Source organism: Vibrio sp. Y42_MX_L11 (assembly GCF_024181785.1).
GTDB lineage: Bacteria > Pseudomonadota > Gammaproteobacteria > Enterobacterales > Vibrionaceae > Vibrio > Vibrio diabolicus.
In genome coordinates this window covers 19,720-38,395 of the sequence record NZ_JAMZAP010000029.1, presented here as the reverse complement: position 1 = coordinate 38,395, position 18,676 = coordinate 19,720, and the positions used below count along the sequence as shown (strand labels likewise).

16 protein-coding genes are annotated in these 18,676 nt (G+C 45.9%); 12 read left to right on the top strand and 4 right to left on the bottom strand.

What is annotated here, in order from left to right; all coding sequences use genetic code 11:
• Positions 1 to 4 precede the first annotated feature (4 nt).
• The 4 genes from argC to argH all read left to right on the top strand — a co-directional run bounded on the left by argC (position 5) and on the right by argH (position 5,249).
• Positions 5 to 1,009, top strand: a complete 1,005-nt coding sequence (argC, locus tag NL643_RS21300) for an N-acetyl-gamma-glutamyl-phosphate reductase (protein ID WP_152815630.1) — start codon at positions 5 to 7, stop codon at positions 1,007 to 1,009.
• Between the two features lie 21 nt (positions 1,010 to 1,030).
• A complete protein-coding gene (gene argB / locus NL643_RS21295; RefSeq protein WP_048626700.1) occupies positions 1,031 to 1,822 on the top strand; it encodes an acetylglutamate kinase in 792 nt (263 codons plus the stop codon).
• 84 nt (positions 1,823 to 1,906) lie between these two features.
• Entirely contained in the window at positions 1,907 to 3,121 is a 1,215-nt protein-coding gene (locus NL643_RS21290) for an argininosuccinate synthase (protein ID WP_253645128.1), read from the top strand.
• Between the two features lie 253 nt (positions 3,122 to 3,374).
• On the top strand, positions 3,375 to 5,249 hold the full coding sequence (argH, locus tag NL643_RS21285; protein ID WP_006742774.1) for an argininosuccinate lyase: 1,875 nt from the start codon (positions 3,375 to 3,377) through the stop codon (positions 5,247 to 5,249).
• Between the two features lie 206 nt (positions 5,250 to 5,455).
• Here argH and NL643_RS21280 read toward each other — a convergent pair whose 3' ends face one another.
• From NL643_RS21280 to NL643_RS21270, 3 genes are all read right to left on the bottom strand, one after another.
• The gene (locus tag NL643_RS21280) at positions 5,456 to 5,725 is read right to left on the bottom strand and encodes a DUF3624 domain-containing protein (RefSeq protein WP_012841349.1); all 270 of its coding nucleotides are present in this window, start codon (positions 5,723 to 5,725) and stop codon (positions 5,456 to 5,458) included.
• Positions 5,726 to 6,115: 390 nt separating this feature from the next.
• Entirely contained in the window at positions 6,116 to 7,588 is a 1,473-nt protein-coding gene (locus NL643_RS21275) for a dihydrolipoyl dehydrogenase (protein WP_253645127.1), read from the bottom strand.
• Positions 7,589 to 7,780: 192 nt separating this feature from the next.
• Complete coding sequence (locus tag NL643_RS21270; protein ID WP_253645126.1) at positions 7,781 to 8,509, bottom strand: redoxin family protein; 729 nt, start codon at positions 8,507 to 8,509, stop codon at positions 7,781 to 7,783.
• A gap of 170 nt (positions 8,510 to 8,679) precedes the next feature.
• Between NL643_RS21270 and oxyR the strand changes: the two genes are divergently transcribed.
• A complete protein-coding gene (oxyR, locus tag NL643_RS21265; RefSeq protein WP_005395720.1) occupies positions 8,680 to 9,591 on the top strand; it encodes a DNA-binding transcriptional regulator OxyR in 912 nt (303 codons plus the stop codon).
• Positions 9,592 to 9,642: 51 nt separating this feature from the next.
• On the opposite strand, the gene NL643_RS21260 is transcribed toward oxyR, so the two are convergent.
• Positions 9,643 to 12,204: a penicillin-binding protein 1A gene (locus NL643_RS21260; RefSeq protein ID WP_104974736.1), complete on the bottom strand. Its 2,562-nt coding sequence runs from the start codon at positions 12,202 to 12,204 to the stop codon at positions 9,643 to 9,645.
• Positions 12,205 to 12,347: 143 nt separating this feature from the next.
• Here NL643_RS21260 and pilM point away from each other — a divergent pair, with 143 nt between their 5' ends.
• From pilM to aroB, 7 genes are all read left to right on the top strand, one after another.
• Entirely contained in the window at positions 12,348 to 13,364 is a 1,017-nt protein-coding gene (gene pilM, locus NL643_RS21255) for a type IV pilus biogenesis protein PilM (RefSeq protein WP_253645125.1), read from the top strand.
• Positions 13,348 to 13,923 carry a PilN domain-containing protein gene (locus tag NL643_RS21250; protein ID WP_005395717.1) on the top strand — a complete coding sequence of 192 codons (576 nt, stop codon included), beginning with the start codon at positions 13,348 to 13,350 and terminating at the stop codon, positions 13,921 to 13,923. The genes pilM and NL643_RS21250 overlap by 17 nt, the downstream gene beginning before the upstream one ends.
• Positions 13,916 to 14,509, top strand: a complete 594-nt coding sequence (locus tag NL643_RS21245) for a type 4a pilus biogenesis protein PilO (protein ID WP_012841351.1) — start codon at positions 13,916 to 13,918, stop codon at positions 14,507 to 14,509. Before NL643_RS21250 ends, NL643_RS21245 begins: the two co-directional genes overlap by 8 nt.
• Positions 14,499 to 15,014, top strand: coding sequence for a pilus assembly protein PilP (locus NL643_RS21240; protein ID WP_005395715.1), 516 nt, complete (start codon positions 14,499 to 14,501; stop codon positions 15,012 to 15,014). Before NL643_RS21245 ends, NL643_RS21240 begins: the two co-directional genes overlap by 11 nt.
• Before the next feature lie 25 nt (positions 15,015 to 15,039).
• A complete protein-coding gene (locus NL643_RS21235; protein WP_006742777.1) occupies positions 15,040 to 16,788 on the top strand; it encodes a type IV pilus secretin PilQ in 1,749 nt (582 codons plus the stop codon).
• A 187-nt stretch (positions 16,789 to 16,975) separates the two neighbouring features.
• Positions 16,976 to 17,494, top strand: a complete 519-nt coding sequence (gene aroK, locus NL643_RS21230; RefSeq protein ID WP_005381319.1) for a shikimate kinase AroK — start codon at positions 16,976 to 16,978, stop codon at positions 17,492 to 17,494.
• Between the two features lie 32 nt (positions 17,495 to 17,526).
• Positions 17,527 to 18,627 carry a 3-dehydroquinate synthase gene (aroB, locus tag NL643_RS21225; RefSeq protein WP_114324102.1) on the top strand — a complete coding sequence of 367 codons (1,101 nt, stop codon included), beginning with the start codon at positions 17,527 to 17,529 and terminating at the stop codon, positions 18,625 to 18,627.
• The last annotated feature ends 49 nt before the right edge of the window (positions 18,628 to 18,676 follow it).

Sequence of the window (18,676 nt, the reverse complement as noted above, 5' to 3'; positions counted from 1 at the left end):
CACAATGCTAAAAACCACGATTATTGGAGCCAGCGGTTACACCGGCGCAGAGTTAGCGTTAATGGTTAATAAACACCCACAACTCACGCTATCAGGTTTATACGTCTCCGCCAACAGTGTTGATGCAGGAAAGAATATTGCGCAGCTGCACGGTAAGTTAGCAGGCATCATTGATATGCCGGTCTCGCCACTAACGGAACCACTGCAAATCGCTCAAGAATCGGATGTGGTGTTTTTAGCAACGGCTCATGAGGTGAGCCACGATCTAGCCCCAACTTTCTTGGAGGCAGGCTGTCAGGTATTCGATTTATCGGGGGCATTCCGCGTCCAAAGTGAAGGTTTTTACAACACCTTTTATGGCTTCGAGCATCAACATAATAACTGGCTAGATAAAGCTGCATACGGCTTAGCAGAGTGGAACCAGGAATCAATTAAAACTGCTCCCTTAGTTGCTGTAGCAGGTTGCTACCCGACTGCTTCGCAGTTAGCCATCAAACCTCTACTCGAAAATGCATTAGTGGATACCAATCAATGGCCTGTCATTAACGCGACTAGCGGTGTGTCCGGAGCTGGGCGTAAAGCTTCTATGGTGAACAGTTTCTGTGAAGTGAGCTTGCAACCTTATGGTGTATTTACTCATCGTCACCAACCAGAAATTGCTCAACACTTAGGTTGCGATGTGATTTTTACTCCGCACCTAGGCAACTTTAAACGCGGCATTCTTGCCACGATCACCATGAAGCTAGCATCAGGCGTTACAGAGCAACAAGTCGCTCAAGCATTTGAACAAGCTTATCTAGGAAAGCCAGCCGTGCGTTTAAAAGGCGATGGCATTCCACGTATTCAGGATGTCGAAAATACCCCTTTCTGCGATATCGGCTGGAAGGTACAAGGCGAACACATCATTGTGATTTCAGCCATCGACAACCTACTCAAAGGTGCATCAAGTCAAGCGATGCAATGTCTCAATATTCATTATGGTTACCCAGAACTGACAGCGTTGCTGTAGTCGTTGAAAGAGGGAAATGCGATGACGCAAACCAATCAAGCTCCTTTAGTCATTAAGCTAGGCGGTGCTGCTCTATCTTGCACTCAAACCTTAAGCCAACTGTTTGGTGCCATTGCGGCTTACCAAAAATCGGCACAGCGACAAATCGCCATCGTTCATGGCGGTGGCTACCTAGTTGATGAGTTGATGGCAAAGCTTCAGCTTGAAACCGTAAAGAAAAACGGTTTACGCGTAACGCCTTACGATCAAATTCCGGTGATTGCAGGCGCGCTTGCAGGCACAGCGAATAAGCTACTTCAAGGTCAAGCCATCGCAGATGGACTCAATGCAGTAGGTCTTAGCCTTGCGGATGGTGGTTTGTGTCTTGTTGAAGAACTTGACCCAGAGTTGGGCGCGGTAGGTAAAGCATCACCGGGTGATTCAACGCTATTACAAGCGGTATTAAACACAGGCGCACTGCCGATCATCAGTTCAATTGGCTTAACCACAGATGGCCAGATGATGAATGTGAATGCTGACCAAGCCGCAGTCGCGGTTGCGGGCGCATTAGATGCGGAGTTGGTCCTGCTATCAGACGTGAGTGGTGTATTAGATGGTAAAGGCCATTTGATCAAAACCCTGTCGGAACAACAAGCGAACATGTTGATCGATGGACATGTGATCACAGACGGCATGATCGTCAAAGTTAAAGCTGCTTTGGAGGCGGCCAATGATCTTGGTCGCCCTATCGAAGTCGCGACCTGGCGTTACCCAGAAAAATTAGTACAGCTATTCGCTGGTGAAAGTATTGGAACGCAATTTTTGCCTCAATAAGCATCAGCAAAAGAATTCAATATTAGGAAGTAGTAGTTGGCACTGACCGCCGAGCGCAGCGCCAGTTAAGTTTGGAGAAGAAAGATGAGCAAAGTGAACGTAAATAAAGTGGTAGTCGCATACTCAGGCGGTCTAGATACCTCAGTAATTATCCCGTGGCTAAAAGAGAACTACGATTGTGAAGTCGTTGCTTTCGTTGCCGATGTTGGTCAAGGCGCAGAAGAGCTAGAAGGTATTGAAGAGAAAGCAAAAGCTTCAGGTGCTTCTGAGTGTTACATCGCTGATCTGAAAGAAGAGATGGTGGCGGATTACATTTACCCAACGCTAAAAACCGGCGCGTACTACGAAGGTAAGTACCTGCTGGGTACATCAATGGCGCGTCCAATTATTGCTAAAGCACAGGTTGAAGTCGCACGTAAAGTGGGCGCGGACGCATTGTGTCACGGCTGTACAGGTAAAGGTAATGACCAAGTTCGTTTCGAAGGCGCATTCGCAGCACTAGCACCAGATCTACAAGTGATTGCCCCTTGGCGTGAATGGGACCTAGTGAGCCGTGAAGAATGTTTAGATTACCTAGCTGAGCGTAATATTCCTTGTTCTGCGTCTCTTACTAAGATCTACTCACGTGATGCAAATGCATGGCACATTTCCACTGAAGGTGGCGTCCTAGAAGATACGTGGAACGCACCAAACGAAGATTGCTGGGTATGGACTGTAGACCCAGAGCAAGCACCAAATGAAGCGGAATACGTCACGCTGAAAGTAGAAAAAGGTGAAGTGGTCGAAGTTGATGGTGAAGCGATGACACCATACAACGCGTTGGTTTACCTAAACGAAAAAGGTGCGAAGCACGGTGTTGGTCGTATTGATATCGTGGAAAACCGCCTAGTAGGAATGAAATCTCGTGGCTGCTACGAAACACCGGGAGGCACCATCATGATGGAAGCGCTGCGTGCCGTTGAACAGCTCGTGCTAGACAAATCATCATTCGAATTCCGTGAAGAGCTGGGTCTAAAAGCGTCTCACCTTGTGTACGATGGCCGTTGGTTTACGCCACTATGTAAGTCGATCCTTGCCGCTTCAGAAGAGCTAGCGCAAGACGTGAATGGCGAAGTGGTTGTTAAGCTCTACAAAGGCCAAGCCACGGTAACGCAAAAACGTTCTGACAACAGCTTGTACTCAGAAAAGTTCGCGACTTTTGGTGAAGATGAGGTTTACGACCAAAGCCATGCGGGTGGTTTCATCCGTCTTTACTCGCTATCAAGCCGTATCCGTGCATTGAACAGCCAGAAGAAATAATCTCTCCACATCTCGGATTGAGTAAAGACCTGCTATTGGATAGCAGGTCTTTTTTGTTGGCTTACGTCTATGAGCACAAAGATGCAAATACATTTCTTTTGAATATATATGTAAAAATATTGAATTTATACTTTATTTTTTGTCGAAATTGCCGTAACGTTGACCCATAAGAAAAAGTGAGCAAATGACCATCAAATTGGTTACTACTCATTCGAGAACGTTAGAGTAAGCAATAGTCATCAGGAGAAACGCAATGGCATTATGGGGCGGAAGATTTACCCAAGCGGCAGACACTAGATTTAAAGAGTTTAACGATTCGTTGCGTTTTGACTACCGATTGGCTGAGCAAGACATCGTAGGTTCAATCGCATGGTCTAAAGCTCTGCTTTCTGTAGATGTTCTATCGGCAGAAGAACAGCAAAAGCTGGAACTTGCTTTAAACGAGCTGAAGTTAGAAGTGATGGAAGATCCTCATCAAATTCTTCGCTCAGATGCAGAAGATATCCACTCTTGGGTTGAACAGCAGCTGATTAGTAAAGTGGGAGATTTAGGCAAAAAACTCCACACTGGGCGTTCTCGTAATGACCAAGTAGCGACAGACCTAAAACTTTGGTGTCGTCAGCAAGGCCAGCAACTGTTGATTGCTTTAGATCGTCTGCAAGCACAAATGGTTCATGTTGCTAAGCAGCACCAAGGCACAGTATTGCCTGGCTATACTCATCTTCAGCGCGCTCAACCTGTCACCTTTGCTCACTGGTGTTTGGCTTATGTTGAAATGTTCGAGCGTGACTACTCTCGTCTGAATGATGCCTTACAGCGCCTCGACACTTGTCCACTTGGTTCGGGTGCTTTAGCTGGCACGGCTTATCCGATTGATCGTGAACAATTAGCTCATAACCTTGGTTTCCACCGCGCTACGCGTAATTCACTCGATTCGGTTTCGGATCGTGATCATGTGATGGAACTGATGTCGGTGGCCTCGATTTCTATGTTGCACCTTTCTCGTCTTGCAGAAGATATGATCTTCTACAACTCAGGGGAGTCTAACTTTATTGAGTTAGCGGATACGGTGACGTCTGGTTCGTCATTGATGCCACAGAAGAAAAATCCGGATGCACTTGAGTTGATCCGTGGTAAGACAGGGCGTGTCTATGGCGCATTATCGAGCATGATGATGACAGTGAAAGCCCTACCATTGGCGTACAACAAAGACATGCAAGAAGATAAAGAAGGGTTGTTTGATGCGTTAGACACATGGAATGATTGCATGGAAATGGCAGCGCTGTGTTTTGATGGCATTAAAGTGAATGGTGAGCGTACGCTTGAAGCTGCGAAGCAAGGGTATGCGAACGCGACTGAGTTAGCTGATTACTTAGTGGCGAAAGGCATCCCATTCCGTGAGGCGCACCATATTGTGGGCGTAGCGGTGGTAGGGGCAATTGATAAAGGCTGTGCGCTGGAAGAATTGTCTCTGCAAGAGCTAAAAACCTTCTCTGAGGTGATTGAAGATGATGTGTATGACATTCTGACAATAGAGTCTTGTTTGGAAAAACGTTGTGCGCTGGGTGGCGTTTCGCCTCACCAAGTCGCTTATGCGGTAGAGCAAGCGGATAAACGTCTGAGCCAGCGTGACAGCTCGGCAGTGAAAGTGCGTCCTGCACGTTTGACGGACATTGAAACACTAGAGGGCATGGTGGCTTATTGGGCGAACCTCGGTGAGAATCTACCCCGCTCTCGTAATGAGCTCGTGAGAGATATTGGCTCCTTCGCGGTGGCTGAGCATCATGGTGAAGTGACAGGTTGCGCTTCTCTATATGTGTATGACTCAGGGTTGGCTGAAATACGCTCTCTTGGTATCGAAGCGGGCTGGCAAGGTCAAGGACAGGGCAGTGCAATCGTAAATCACTTGGTTGAGAAAGCACGTCAAATGGCGATAAAGAAGGTCTTTGTCCTCACTCGAACGCCAGAGTTCTTTATGAAGCAGAGCTTCTTACCAACATCGAAGTCGCTGTTGCCAGAAAAAGTCTTGAAAGATTGCGATCAGTGTCCACGTCAGCACGCGTGTGATGAAGTGGCGCTAGAGATCAATTTAATGGAGCAAGTGATCCAAAAATCGCATGTGGCATGAGCTGAAATTTCGGAGTGATTTTATTAGCATTCAATGACATAGTTATTTTCTGATTCACTTACATCAGTATTTGCTAAAAAAATCGAAAAAATTTGGAACCTTTGAGAGGAAGCTCGGTCTATTAAAGTACCACTGCTTTTTCTTAGAAGAATCTAAGAGAGCCCCAGAACTGATATTGGTTTTGGGGCTTTTTTCTATCTGCCACTTTACTCTTTTTTATCCGTCTCTTTTCGTCCTCGCCGACGTTGCCACGGCAAGATGACAAAACGCATCCATAAGTGCAAAAACAATAAAATATTGAAAGCGAAACCAGCAAAGATCAAAGCGATCGACTCGATGCTTTGTGGATCATCTTTGAACGCAAACCACCACACAATCCAGCACAGTACCGAAAGCACCGTTAACTGATCCAAGCATCGTTGGCAACGCCCAAGCTTTTTCCAAAACCAATGTTCCTCGCAACGGCGACAAGTCATAGTGTTTTCCAAGGCATCAGTGTTGCTTCAGATTATATACCCAACACAAAGAGAGAAAGCGTTTTTTGTCGCAGCTTAGAGCGCAGGAACACAACCAAAAATGGAAAGTTAGCTTTGTAGAGCTTATGTGGCACGTGATTGATGTATGGTGCGCTGTCAGTCTTTAATAGGAAAAATAATCATGTCGACAGAATTGAAATTTGCGCTGAGTATCGCTGGTGGCTTTTTTACGATCGGTGTAGTCGCGATCATCATGGTAAGTCGTTACGCAATGATGGCAGTGTAGTACTTATGTAATCGCCTCAAAGTAGTCAACAGAAAGCCTCGTTAATCACGAGGCTTTCTGTTTTGTTTGGTGTGTAAAGACTGGCTCGATTGAGCATGAAAGCGTTAGCAACCAGGCCCACAGTCAAGGCAATGTTTCACCATTTCTGGCCCTAAGTGTAGTTTTGCATTCAAATCACGTAGAGCGGTGCGGACACCCTCTTCGATCACTGGATGATAGAAGGGCATATCTAGCATCTCAGAAATCGTCATTCTATTTTGGTGTGCCCAAGCCAAAAGATGCGCGAGGTGTTCTGCGTTCGGCCCCATCATCTCTGCACCTAAAAAGCGTCCAGTACCTTGCTCGCCATAGACATGTAACATCCCTTTGTTTCGTAGCATGACACGCGAACGTCCTTGATTCTCAAACGAGACTTCGCCAGTAACAAAACAACCACAGCTTCCTAAGCGAGTTTCCAGTTGTTTGAAAGTTTCACCGACCATAGCTATTTGCGGATCGGAGAATACAGCTGAAATTGGCGAACGACGCAGACCTGCACGAATATCCGGAAAGCGACCAGCATTATCACCAGCAATGCGACCTTGGTCAGCGGCTTCGTGCAGCAGTGGAATTTGGTTACTTGCATCACCTGCGATGAAGATGCTCTCTACCGAAGTTTGCAATGTATAGTGATCTGCGGTTGGTACGCCGCGTTCATCGAGGGTAATATTGGTGTTCTCGATCGCTAGCTTATCTACGTTAGGACGTCGTCCAGTGGCTGCTAAAACGTAATCAACAATAAAGGTTTCTAATTCGCCATCGTGGTTGATGAATTGGATTTCGACCTTGTCTTCGCTGTCATTGTCTGATGAAGCAATGCGCTTCATGCTTTCTACTTTTACATCGGCATCAAGATAGAACTCTTCTTTAAAAGTTTTATCGGCATAAGCCATCACCTCTGGATCTGTCAGTGGACCAACTTGACCACCAAGACCAAAGAGCTTCACTTTCACCCCTAGGCGGTGCAATGCTTGACCGAGTTCAAGACCGATCACTCCAGGGCCAAATACCGCAACGGACTCAGGCAAATCATCCCAACCAAAGACATCATCATTAATTACGAGACGGTCACCCAACTCATTCCAAGCTGCTGGATAAGCAGGACGAGAGCCCGTCGCGATCACAATCCGTTTTGCGGTGACCTGAGTATGGTCATCTATGATAAGTGTATGATCATCGGCAAACTTCGCGTAACCTGACAACTTGTCGTCTGCGGGAATATCATCGACGCTTTCAAGCACAAAGCCAACAAAACGATCACGTTCGCGTTTTACACGATCCATGACTTCTTGTCCGTTAATGCGTATTTCACCTTGCGGATGGATCCCAAATCCAGGCGCTTTTTCGATTTGGTGGACACTTTCTGCGGCCGCAATCAACAGCTTAGAGGGCATGCAACCGACGCGAGCACAGGTTGTTCCGTAAGGGCCGCCTTCAATCATTACTACGCTATTAGTATGAGCTTTTGCTGCTCGATAAGCGCCAAGACCAGCAGTACCACCACCAATAATCGCTACGTCGACATTAACTTGTTTCATCGTGAACTCTCGCTTTTCGTTTTTAAGCCAAGCTAGCTACATTGAGCTTGGAGAGTGAATTGGGTCGTTGAATCTGTATAAGGAGTCACCTTATCGGTAGACGACTACTTATCTAGACTAGTAGAAGAAGTGAGTTAGGGTTGGCCTCCGAGCCAAAGGCACCGGAGACCGAGGGTGTAGGCTATGGACAGCTTAGCCTAGATACGCTTCTAGCTCTTCGCTACCGCCGATGTGCTTGCCACCGATAAAGACTTGTGGAACAGTCGTGCGACCAGATATAGCTCGTAGACTAACTGTCGTTGCGTCTTTACCCAGAATCACTTCTTCATATTGAAGACCGTGGTCAATCAGGTTTTGTTTCGCTTTCATACAGAAAGGGCAGCCTGGCTTAGTGAATACCGTGATGGACTCTTGCGTTTTGTAGTCTGGCGCAATGTAGTTCAGCATGGTGTCTGCGTCTGACACTTTGAATGGGTCGCCTGGTTCGTTTGGCTCAATGAACATTTTTTCCACTACGCCATCTTTTACTAGCATGCTGTAACGCCATGAACGTTTGCCAAAGCCGATGTCGTTTTTATCCACTAACATACCCATGCCATCGGTGAATTCACCATTACCGTCAGGAATGAAGGTAATGTTTTCTGCTTCTTGGTCTTGTTTCCATGCATTCATCACGAACGTATCATTGACTGAGACACAAATAATCTCATCCACTCCGTGCTCTTTAAATACAGGGAACAATTCGTTGTAACGAGGTAGATGGCTTGATGAACAGGTTGGAGTAAATGCACCCGGTAAGCTAAATACGATAACGGTCTTACCTTTAAATAGCTCATCAGTCGTTACATTCATCCAAGAGTCACCTTGACGAACTGGAAAAGTAGCTTGAGGGACTTGTTGACCTTCTTTAGATACAAACATAATGATTTCCTTTAACTATTTTAAATTATGCGTATAGAGCTTAGCGTTTTTCTTTGCTCTGTTTCGTTCTGTTGAGCCCATTATTGTAAAAATCCTTTGATAGCTCTAATCGTTTGGTGTTATGGTTTTGATAGGTATTAGCTATTGTTAAAAGAAGCGAATTGTGAGTTATGAATATTCGAGATTTTGAGTACTTAGTTGCACTTGCGGAACATAAGCACTTTCGCAAAGCGGCAGAAGCATGTTTTGTTAGCCAACCAACATTGAGTGGACAAATTCGTAAGCTAGAGGATGAACTCGGTACCACGCTTTTAGAGCGAAGCAGCCGTCGCGTTTTGTTTACCGATTCAGGGTTGCAGTTGGTGGAGCAAGCTAAGCGTATCTTAAGTGAAGTGAAAACTTTTAAAGATATGGCGAGTGGTCAGAGCGGAGCAATGACTGGGCCGATGCATATCGGTTTCATCCCGACGGTAGGTCCGTATCTACTACCCAAAATTCTGCCGCAGATAAAAGAAGCATTTCCTGAACTGGAGCTGTTCCTGCACGAAGCTCAAACACATCAGTTGGTGCGTCAATTAGAAGAAGGTAAATTGGACTGCTTGGTCTTGGCTTCGGTTGATGAAACGGCACCTTTTAAAGAAATCGAAGTGTATAACGAGCCGTTAAGCGTTGCGGTGCCATGTGATCATGAGTGGGCCTCTCTCGACCATGTTGATATGTTGGAGCTGAATGGTAAAACCGTTTTAGCGCTAGGAGACGGTCACTGTCTTCGTGATCAAGCGTTAGGTTTCTGTTTTGCTGCCGGAGCGAAAGACGATGAACGCTTTAAGGCAACCAGTTTGGAGACACTGCGGAATATGGTCGCTGCTGGTGCTGGGATTACGTTATTGCCTCAGCTTTCTATCCCCAATGAGAAGCAAAAAGATGGTGTGTGCTATGTACCAGCCGTTAACCCTACGCCTTCGCGCAATATAGTCCTTGTATATCGCCCGGGTTCACCACTGCGTGCAAGGTTTGAAGCTTTGGCGGCGAAGATTAAAGAAGTATTGGCTTCTTATCCTTCATTGAACGCCGCGGCGTAAAAGCCGACATAAAAAAGGGAGAGCGAATGCTCTCCCTTTTGCTTTAGTGATTTAGAACAGCTCTTCTGCGCCAGAGCCGGAAGAATAAATACTGTCTTCCAAACGGTCTCCAGCGTATTCGGTAGGCTCAGTGCCTTTTTCAAAGTATTCGAACATTGATGTGCTGTCTACTTTGTGCGTTAGCATGCCAGTGTTGCGATCAATACGAACACGAATGATGTTATCTGGAATATTTTTACCTTGCTCAGGTGTTTCTTCTAGTGCAACGCGCATAAAGTCAATCCAAGCGGGTTCTGCGGTTTTCGCACCCGATTCTGCACCAGAAATTTGGCCTTTGCCTAGGTTGCTATTAACCGTTGTGCGACCAAGGGCGCGTGAGTGATCATCAAAACCAACCCAAGCAATGGCAACAACACCAGGACCATAGCCGTTGTACCAAGCATCTTTGGAGTCATTCGTTGTACCCGTTTTACCACCGATATCACGACGCCCTAGTTTTTGTGCACGCCAGCCAGTACCGTTCCACCCCGTACCTTCACGCCAGTTACCACCACCCCAAATGTTGCTGTACATCATCTCACGCATCAAGAATGCGTTTTGCTCAGAGATAACTTGTGGAGCATATTGAGGTTCATCATTTTCCAGTGCGTTGTCTGTTGCCAAACCATCAATCGCGACGTCTTGTTCGCCAAACTCATCGGCATAGCGATTGTCTGGCTGAGCGCTCATTTGTGGGCAATCCTTATGACAAACGCTCTTTGGATTCGCTTTAAACAGCACTTCACCGAATGCATCTTCCACGCGTTCTACGTAGAACGGTTCGACGTAATAACCTCCGTTCGCAAATACAGAGTAGCCTTGTGCCACTTTCATTGGTGTTAAGCTACCAGCACCGAGCGCGATGGTCTCTGAACGTGGTACTTGGTTAATATCAAAACCAAAACGAGTAAGGTACTGACGAGTTTCATCAAGGCCTACTTCACGCAGCGTACGCACTGCCATCACGTTCTTTGACTGAGCTAAGCCGAGGCGAAGGCGAGTTGGACCGCCATAGGTTGGTGGTGAGTTTTTAGGTCGCCAAGCCGAACCAGAACCTGCGTCCCATTTGTTAATCGGCGCATCGTTGATCAGAGTGGCCAAGGTAAGTCCCTTGTCAATTGCGGCTGAGTAGATAAATGGTTTGATACTTGAGCCAACCTGACGCACTGACATAGTGGCACGGTTAAACTTACTATGAACAAAGTTAAAGCCACCTACTAACGACAATATCGCACCATTTTCCGGGTTCATCGCGACAAACGCGGTGTTCGCTGTTGGCACTTGGCTCAGTTTCCAGCTTTGTGTCGTGTTGTCATCTTCATTGGTTTCGCTCACTTCGCGAACCCAAACTTGTTGACCCGTCGCTAGCACATCATGCGCTGATTTTGGTGTTGAACCTTGGCGGTTTTCGGTGATGTATTTACGTGCCCAATGCATTCCAGTCCAAGGAATGGTCTGCTCTTCATGGTTTTTAACCCAAACTTGCGCAGTTTTATCATCGACTTTTGTCACGACGGCAGGGTAAAGGTCACCATAAGTTGGCTGCTTCTTAAGGTGCTTTTCTATTTGCTCGCTGTTCCAAGCGGTTTCACCTTCTTTCCAAAGCACTTTCTCCGCACCGCGGTAGCCGTGACGTTCATCGTATGACAGCAGATTATTTACCACGGATGTATTCGCGGCATCTTGCAGTTTAGAGTCCACCGTCATGTAGATATTCAAGCCAGAGGTATAGGCTTCTTCTTCACCGTACTCTTTCACGGCCCATGCACGAGCTAGTTCCGCCACATAAGGAGCGGAAAGTTCAATTTCAGCACTGTGGTAACGCGCCACGATAGGTTCGTTGCGTGCTTCGTCATACTGTTCTTGCGTGATGTATTTTTCATCAAGCATTCGCATTAACACGACGTTACGGCGTTTTGTCGCACGCTCAAGAGAGTAAATTGGGTTCATCGTTGATGGCGCTTTTGGCATCCCTGCGAGTGTCGCAAGTTCGCTTAACGTCAATTCATCAAGGCTCTTACCAAAGTAAACTTGAGCGGCCGCACCAAAACCATATGAGCGGTAACCAAGGAAGATTTTATTGACATAAAGTTCCATGATTTCTTGCTTACTCAGAAGCTGCTCAATGTGGATAGCAATGAAAATCTCTTTAATCTTACGCATGATCTTCTTCTCATTAGATAAGAAGAAGTTACGCGCTAGCTGTTGCGTAATGGTACTTGCGCCCTGCTTGGCTGAACCTGAGATCGCAACTACAACGGCTGCACGAGTGATGCCGATAGGATCGATACCTGGGTGTTCGTAAAAACGGCTATCTTCGGTGGCGATTAGCGCATGAATTAAGTCTTGAGGAATTTCATCATAAGTAACAGGAATACGACGCTTTTCACCGAACTGTGCGATCAGCTTCCCGTCTTGACTAAACACCTGCATAGGTGTTTGTAATTCAACGTCTTTTAGAGTTGCAACATCTGGCAATTCAGGCTTCACGTACTGATAGAAGCCAAATATTGTGGTGACTCCAAGAATTATGCAAATCAATGTTAAAAATAATAAACGCTTTATGAACTTCACCGGAGAATCCCTGATTGGTTGAGGCTGTGTAACGGCAAACCCTTGTACTCTTAGGTCAAAAATTTAGCACATAGAGATATTAACTCTTATTTGGGTGCTAATAACAACCTTTGCACGAAGAAATTTCGGAGCGAGAGTAAGAGATGGATAAGCTAATCGTTACCGGCATCGATATAGGCCATAACAGCCTCAAAGCCGTAGTACTTAAACCCACAGGCAACAATTACGCTCTGTTGGGTTACAAAGAAATATTACTAAAGGAAGGTATTGTCGCTGAAAATAACACTATAAATCATCAAGAAATTGTAAAGACCCTAAAGCTGATTAAAAAAGAACTGCCTTTTGGTGCTAAAAAGGTCGCAATTTCAGTGCCTGATAATTCGCTGATCAGTAAAAAATTGCAAATAGAACAAAACCTTGAAGATAGCGAAGTTGAGTTTGCTGTGATTCAGGCATTTTCTCATCAATCGCCATTCCCTGTCGAAGAGCTGAGTTTAGACTTCGTCCGTCTTCGTGCCGAAGATGGGTTGCGTGGGACTGATAACTATCAAGTGTTTGCGACAAGAAAAGATGTGGTCGATAGTCGCGTGGATGCATTACAAAAATCCGGACTAAAACCCGTTTTAGTGGACGTGCATTCACAAAGTCTTGGTCATATCTGGAAGCTCACCGCCGATCGCTTTCCTGACAAAAATAAGTACTGCTTACTCGATATTGGCACCTCATCGAGCTCCTTTACCATGTTTACCGAACAAGGTGAGCTGTTTCACAAAGAGTTTGCTTGCGGCACACGCGGAGCAAACAGCCCTGTTCAAGATGATTTGATGTCCGATGATGCTCAGGAGAAAACAGAGCTGTTTAATCGCCAAATCGTGGAACGGGTGAAACGTCAGATGCAGCTCTACACCTCAATTAATGGCTCGCAAAATATCAAAGGTATCTGGTTATCAGGGGAAGGAGCTTCGACACCAATGCTCGCGGAAGAGTTATCTCAGCAACTGTCACTAGAGTGTGAATTGCTAAACCCGCTAGGGCTATTTGAGATGAAGGTGTCCAAACGTAAACGTCGTGCCGCGGATTGGCAGCATTTCTCTACAGCCGCAGGACTCGCGATTCGTGGCATTCATTGGCTAGGAGGTGCGCGTGCTTTATCGCATTAATTTACTTCCTTGGCGAGAGAACCAAAGAGAAGAGCACCGACGTCGTTTCATTAGCTTGGTCGCGTTAGGCATGTTGGTCGCCATTGGTATTCAATGGGGTATTGGAAAGTTTTTTGAGTACCAACAAGATCAGCAGCAGGAGCGGCTTGATTACCTTACTCACTACATTGCTGAGCTCGACCAGCGTATTGAAGCAATGAAAATCGCCGAGCAAGAGCACAGCAAAATCCTCGAACGTTTAAAAGTGGTTGAAGGGTTACAAAACGGTAGAAACAAAACGACCGAGTTTATGAACTTGATGCCAGCCGTCATTCCTGAAGGTGTATATGTCGACAAGATCAAAATGAATGATCTGGAAATTGAGATCTCGGGGATCTCTGATAGCACTCCAAAACTTGCCACGATGCTGGACAACATGGAGCGTTCGGCCAAGTTGAATGATGTAGAAATGCACTCCATCGTTCACGGAAAAGCGCGTTTTGGAAAAGAGTTCCAAACGTTCAAAGTGTCTTTCATGTTCAAAGTGCCGGAGAAGAAAGCGGAGGCCCAGCATGGTTGATTGGCAGGATCTCGAAATAGATGAAATGGCAGAGTGGCCATTGTTGCCTCAGCTTGTGGTTATCGCGCTGCTGATTTTCCTAATTCAAGGTTTTGGCTATTGGTTTTACCTTAAGCCAAAAGAAGAGCAATTGAATAACTTGGTCCAGCAGGAGCAGACGCTCAAGGTAGCACTGAAGATCAAAGCGAACAAAGTAGCTGCATTGCCTCAGCTTCAATCTCAATTGGATGAACTCACCACGCGTTACGAGTTATTACTACAACAACTGCCCGCGCAAAAAGAGTTGGCTACGATGCTCGCTTCGGTGAATGAACTCGGTATCGACAATAAGTTGACCTTTACCCGTATCGACTGGGGTGAGAAGCAATCAGAGCATTTCCTCTATCGTCTTCCTTTAAACATTGAGTTAACGGGAGATTTTCATGACATCGGACATTTTTCTCAGGCGATAGCAACGCTACCTCGAATCATCACGTTTAAAGATGTGACTTGGCAGCGTGTCAGCCAAGAAAGTGAAACTCTGCACTTTAGGGTACGAGCCAATACCTATCAGTTTAAGCCAGAGGAGACGAACAATGACAAGTAAGCATTTGTTACTGGTACTGATGGGGTCTCTGCTACTTGGATGTCAGGCGAATGATGAGTCATTAACGGATTTTATTCGAGGGGTGGAGAGTCAGGCGCGTCGAGATGTCGAGAAACTTAAGCCTGCAGATAAGTATGTTGCCGTCACGTACGCACCTGAAGTACAGCGAGCGCCCTTTGAGTTACCAAAAGAAGCCACGATCGCCACTCAGCCCGTTGCAAGAAAAGATTGCTGGCAACCACCTTCAAGAAGGCGCACTGGCAAATTAGAAAAATTCCCATTAAGCCAATTACGTTTGAAAGGAGTTATGGGCATGGGTAATACGGTTTCTGGTCTCGTTCAGGCACCCAACGGCACCGTTTATAAAGTGAAGCCGGGGCAATACCTCGGACGCAACAATGGCAAAGTGACCCACGTCAGCCATTCCTATTTGTTAATTAATGAAACGTTGCCCGACGGCTTAGGGTGTTGGCAGAAGCGTAAAGTTAAGTTGGCTTTGAGATAGCCCCATTTATTTTTGATATTGAGTAATGAAAATGAGACAAGGATTAACACGTACACCAAGGATACTAACTGGGCTCTTCTCCTTATGGTTGTTTGTATTTTTAGCCCCTTTAGTGGCAGCAGAAGAAGTATCGTCTAATGCCTTAAAGAGTATCGATTTTCGCACTAATAAAGATAAAGACGCCGTTATTGTCGTTGAACTGGCGTCACCTGCCGCGATTGTCGATGTCAAACGCGTACAGGAAGGGTTAAGTATCGATTTGCTTAATACTTCGGTAAAAGACGAGCAACTGTATCTCCTAGACGTAAAAGATTTCTCGACTGTGGTTGAAAGCGTAGAGGTGTTTCGCGATACCTCAACTACGCGCTTGGTTGCGCACATTAATGAAGAATATACGCATGATTACCGTTTAACGGGGCGATTCTTGGAAATCAAAGTGGCTAAGATCAAACCCAATGAGAAAGCCCCGGATAAAAGCATTCTAGAAAAAGAAGGCAAGCTCATTTCGATTAACTTCCAAGATATTCCTGTACGTAATGTGTTACAGTTGATTGCTGACTACAACCAGTTCAACTTGGTTGTTTCAGACTCCGTAGAAGGTAACCTCACACTTCGTCTTGATGGTGTTCCGTGGCAGCAAGTGCTGGATATTATTTTGCAAGTTAAGGGGTTAGATAAGCGTGTGGATGGCAACGTGATTCTGGTTGCTCCAACAGATGAGCTTGATCTGCGCGAAAAACAGCAACTCGAAAAGCAGCAGCTAGAACAAACGATGGGAGAGCTTTCGTCTGAAATCATCAAGGTAAACTTCGCTAAAGCATCAGATATTGCAGAGATGATCAACGGAGAAGGGAACATCAGTATGTTGTCTGAGCGAGGCAGTATGACCATTGATGAGCGGACTAACTCGTTATTGATTCGTGAGCTACCTGAAAACATTGAAGTGATTCGAGAAATTATTGAATCTTTGGATATCCCGGTGAAGCAGGTTCAAATTGAAGCGCGTATTGTGACCATCAATGAAGGCAACATGGACGAGTTGGGAATTCGCTGGGGCTTTACCTCTATTAATGGCAATAACACGGTTGGTGGTTCTATCGAAAACAACCTTGCCACGATCGGTTTATATAACGGTGGTGGTGAAGGAGAAGACGGTGGTGACGGTGATGGAGTAGGTATCGATGACTTCCTAAACGTAAACTTAGCTGCAACCAGTCCAAACGCGACTAGCATTGCTTTTCAGGTTGCAAAATTAGGCTCAGACACCTTGTTAGACCTCGAGCTTTCTGCGCTGCAACAAGAGTCCAAAGCTGAGATTATCTCAAGCCCACGTTTGATCACTACCAATAAGAAGCCTGCCTATATTGAGCAGGGTACCGAGATACCTTATCTAGAGTCCTCATCAAGTGGTGCTACGACGGTAACGTTCAAAAAAGCAGTATTGAGTTTGAAGGTGACGCCACAAATTACACCGGATAACCGCCTTGTGTTGGATTTAAGCGTTACGCAAGATAGACCTGGACAAGTCGTGAAAACAGGCACTGGTGAAGCCGTTGCGATTGATACTCAGCGTATCGGGACGCAAGTGTTAGTAAATAACGGTGAAACCGTCGTTCTTGGTGGTATTTTCCAGCACAGCATTACTAACTCGGTGGACAAAGTGCCTTTGTTAGGCGATCTGCCACTATTAGGTGCGCTTTTCCGTCGAAGTTATGAAAATGTTGGCAAAAGTGAGCTGTTAATTTTCGTCACCCCTAAGGTGGTGATTCAGTAGTTCTACCTCGTGAAAAACTGATTAAATCAAAAATAAAGTTGCAATAGTGGCACCATGCTTGGATAATTTCGGGTCTTATCACGAATTATCTGTGAGGAACTGGTGCCACAAGCCTTGTAGAACAGCGATTTAGCTGTGTTTTCTTGTGGCGATCTTATTGAATCAATGTTGTAAATTACTGCTAAACATGGCTGAGAAACGTAATATTTTCCTTGTTGGCCCAATGGGCGCCGGCAAAAGTACAATTGGTAGACATCTAGCACAGCAACTGCATATGGAGTTTGTTGACTCCGATACAGTGATCGAAGAACGCACTGGTGCAGACATCTCTTGGGTTTTTGATGTAGAAGGTGAAGAAGGCTTCCGCAAGCGTGAAGAAGCGGTACTTGAAGACCTAACACAAGAGCAAGGCATCGTGCTTGCGACTGGCGGTGGCTCTGTTAAGAGCAAAGAAAACCGTAATCGTCTTTCGGCACGTGGTGTTGTTGTTTACTTAGAAACGACGATTGAAAAGCAACTTGCGCGCACAAACCGTGACAAGAAGCGTCCTCTACTTCAAACGGACAACCCTCGCGAAGTATTGGAGCAATTAGCTGAAGAACGTAATCCTCTGTATGAAGAAGTAGCGGATTACACTGTTCGCACTGACGATCAGAGTGCAAAAGTGGTAGCCAACCAGATCGTAAAAATGCTAGAAGAGAGATAAGTTTTTATCTTTTTTTTAATTGGAGCAAACCGATGGAACGGATTACGGTCAACCTAGCTGAGCGTAGCTACCCAATCTCTATTGGCGCCGGGTTATTTGAGGACCCGGCGTACCTCTCTCAAGTTCTCTCAAACAAAAATGCAAAACAAAAAGTTGTTGTGATCAGTAATGTCACAGTGGCGCCTTTGTATGCAGACAAAATTTTAAAGCAACTCGAGCAGCTCGGTTGTAGTGCATCCTTGTTAGAATTGCCTGACGGCGAACAGTACAAAAACTTGGATGTGTTTAACCAAGTGATGAACTTCCTCCTCGAGGGGAATTACGCTCGTGATGTTGTGATCATCGCGTTAGGTGGTGGCGTTATTGGCGACCTTGTGGGTTTTGCTTCTGCCTGTTACCAGCGTGGGGTCGACTTTATTCAAATACCAACGACATTACTATCTCAAGTGGACTCTTCGGTGGGTGGAAAAACCGCGGTTAACCATCCGTTGGGTAAGAACATGATAGGTGCGTTTTACCAACCTAAAGCCGTGATCATCGATACCAACTGTTTATCGACGTTGCCTGAGCGTGAATTCGCAGCAGGTATCGCAGAAGTCATTAAGTACGGCATCATTTACGATGCAGACTTTTTTGTATGGTTGGAAGAAAACCTTGAACGCTTGTACGCGTTGGATGAAGAAGCGCTAACTTATGCCATTGCACGTTGCTGTGAAATAAAAGCGGAAGTGGTGGCTCAGGATGAGAAAGAATCGGGCATCCGCGCTCTGCTCAACTTAGGTCACACCTTTGGTCATGCGATTGAAGCTGAGCTTGGCTACGGCAATTGGCTGCATGGTGAAGCGGTTTCTGCTGGCACGGTTATGGCGGCCAAAACTTCGCATCTGCGCGGTCTTATCTCAGCAGAGCAATTTGAGCGTATTGTTGCGATTTTACGTCGTGCCAAACTGCCTGTTCATACTCCAGACAGTATGAGCTTCGATGACTTCCTCAAACATATGATGCGAGATAAAAAAGTCCTCTCTGGTCAATTAAGATTAGTTCTACCTACAGGCATTGGTAGTGCCGAGGTCATTGCTGATACGACACAAGACGTACTCAAACAGGCGATAGACTTCGGTCGCGATATTTAACCTTGTAATGGCGCCTTTGGGCGTCATTCTTGTAGTGTATTAAGGTTAT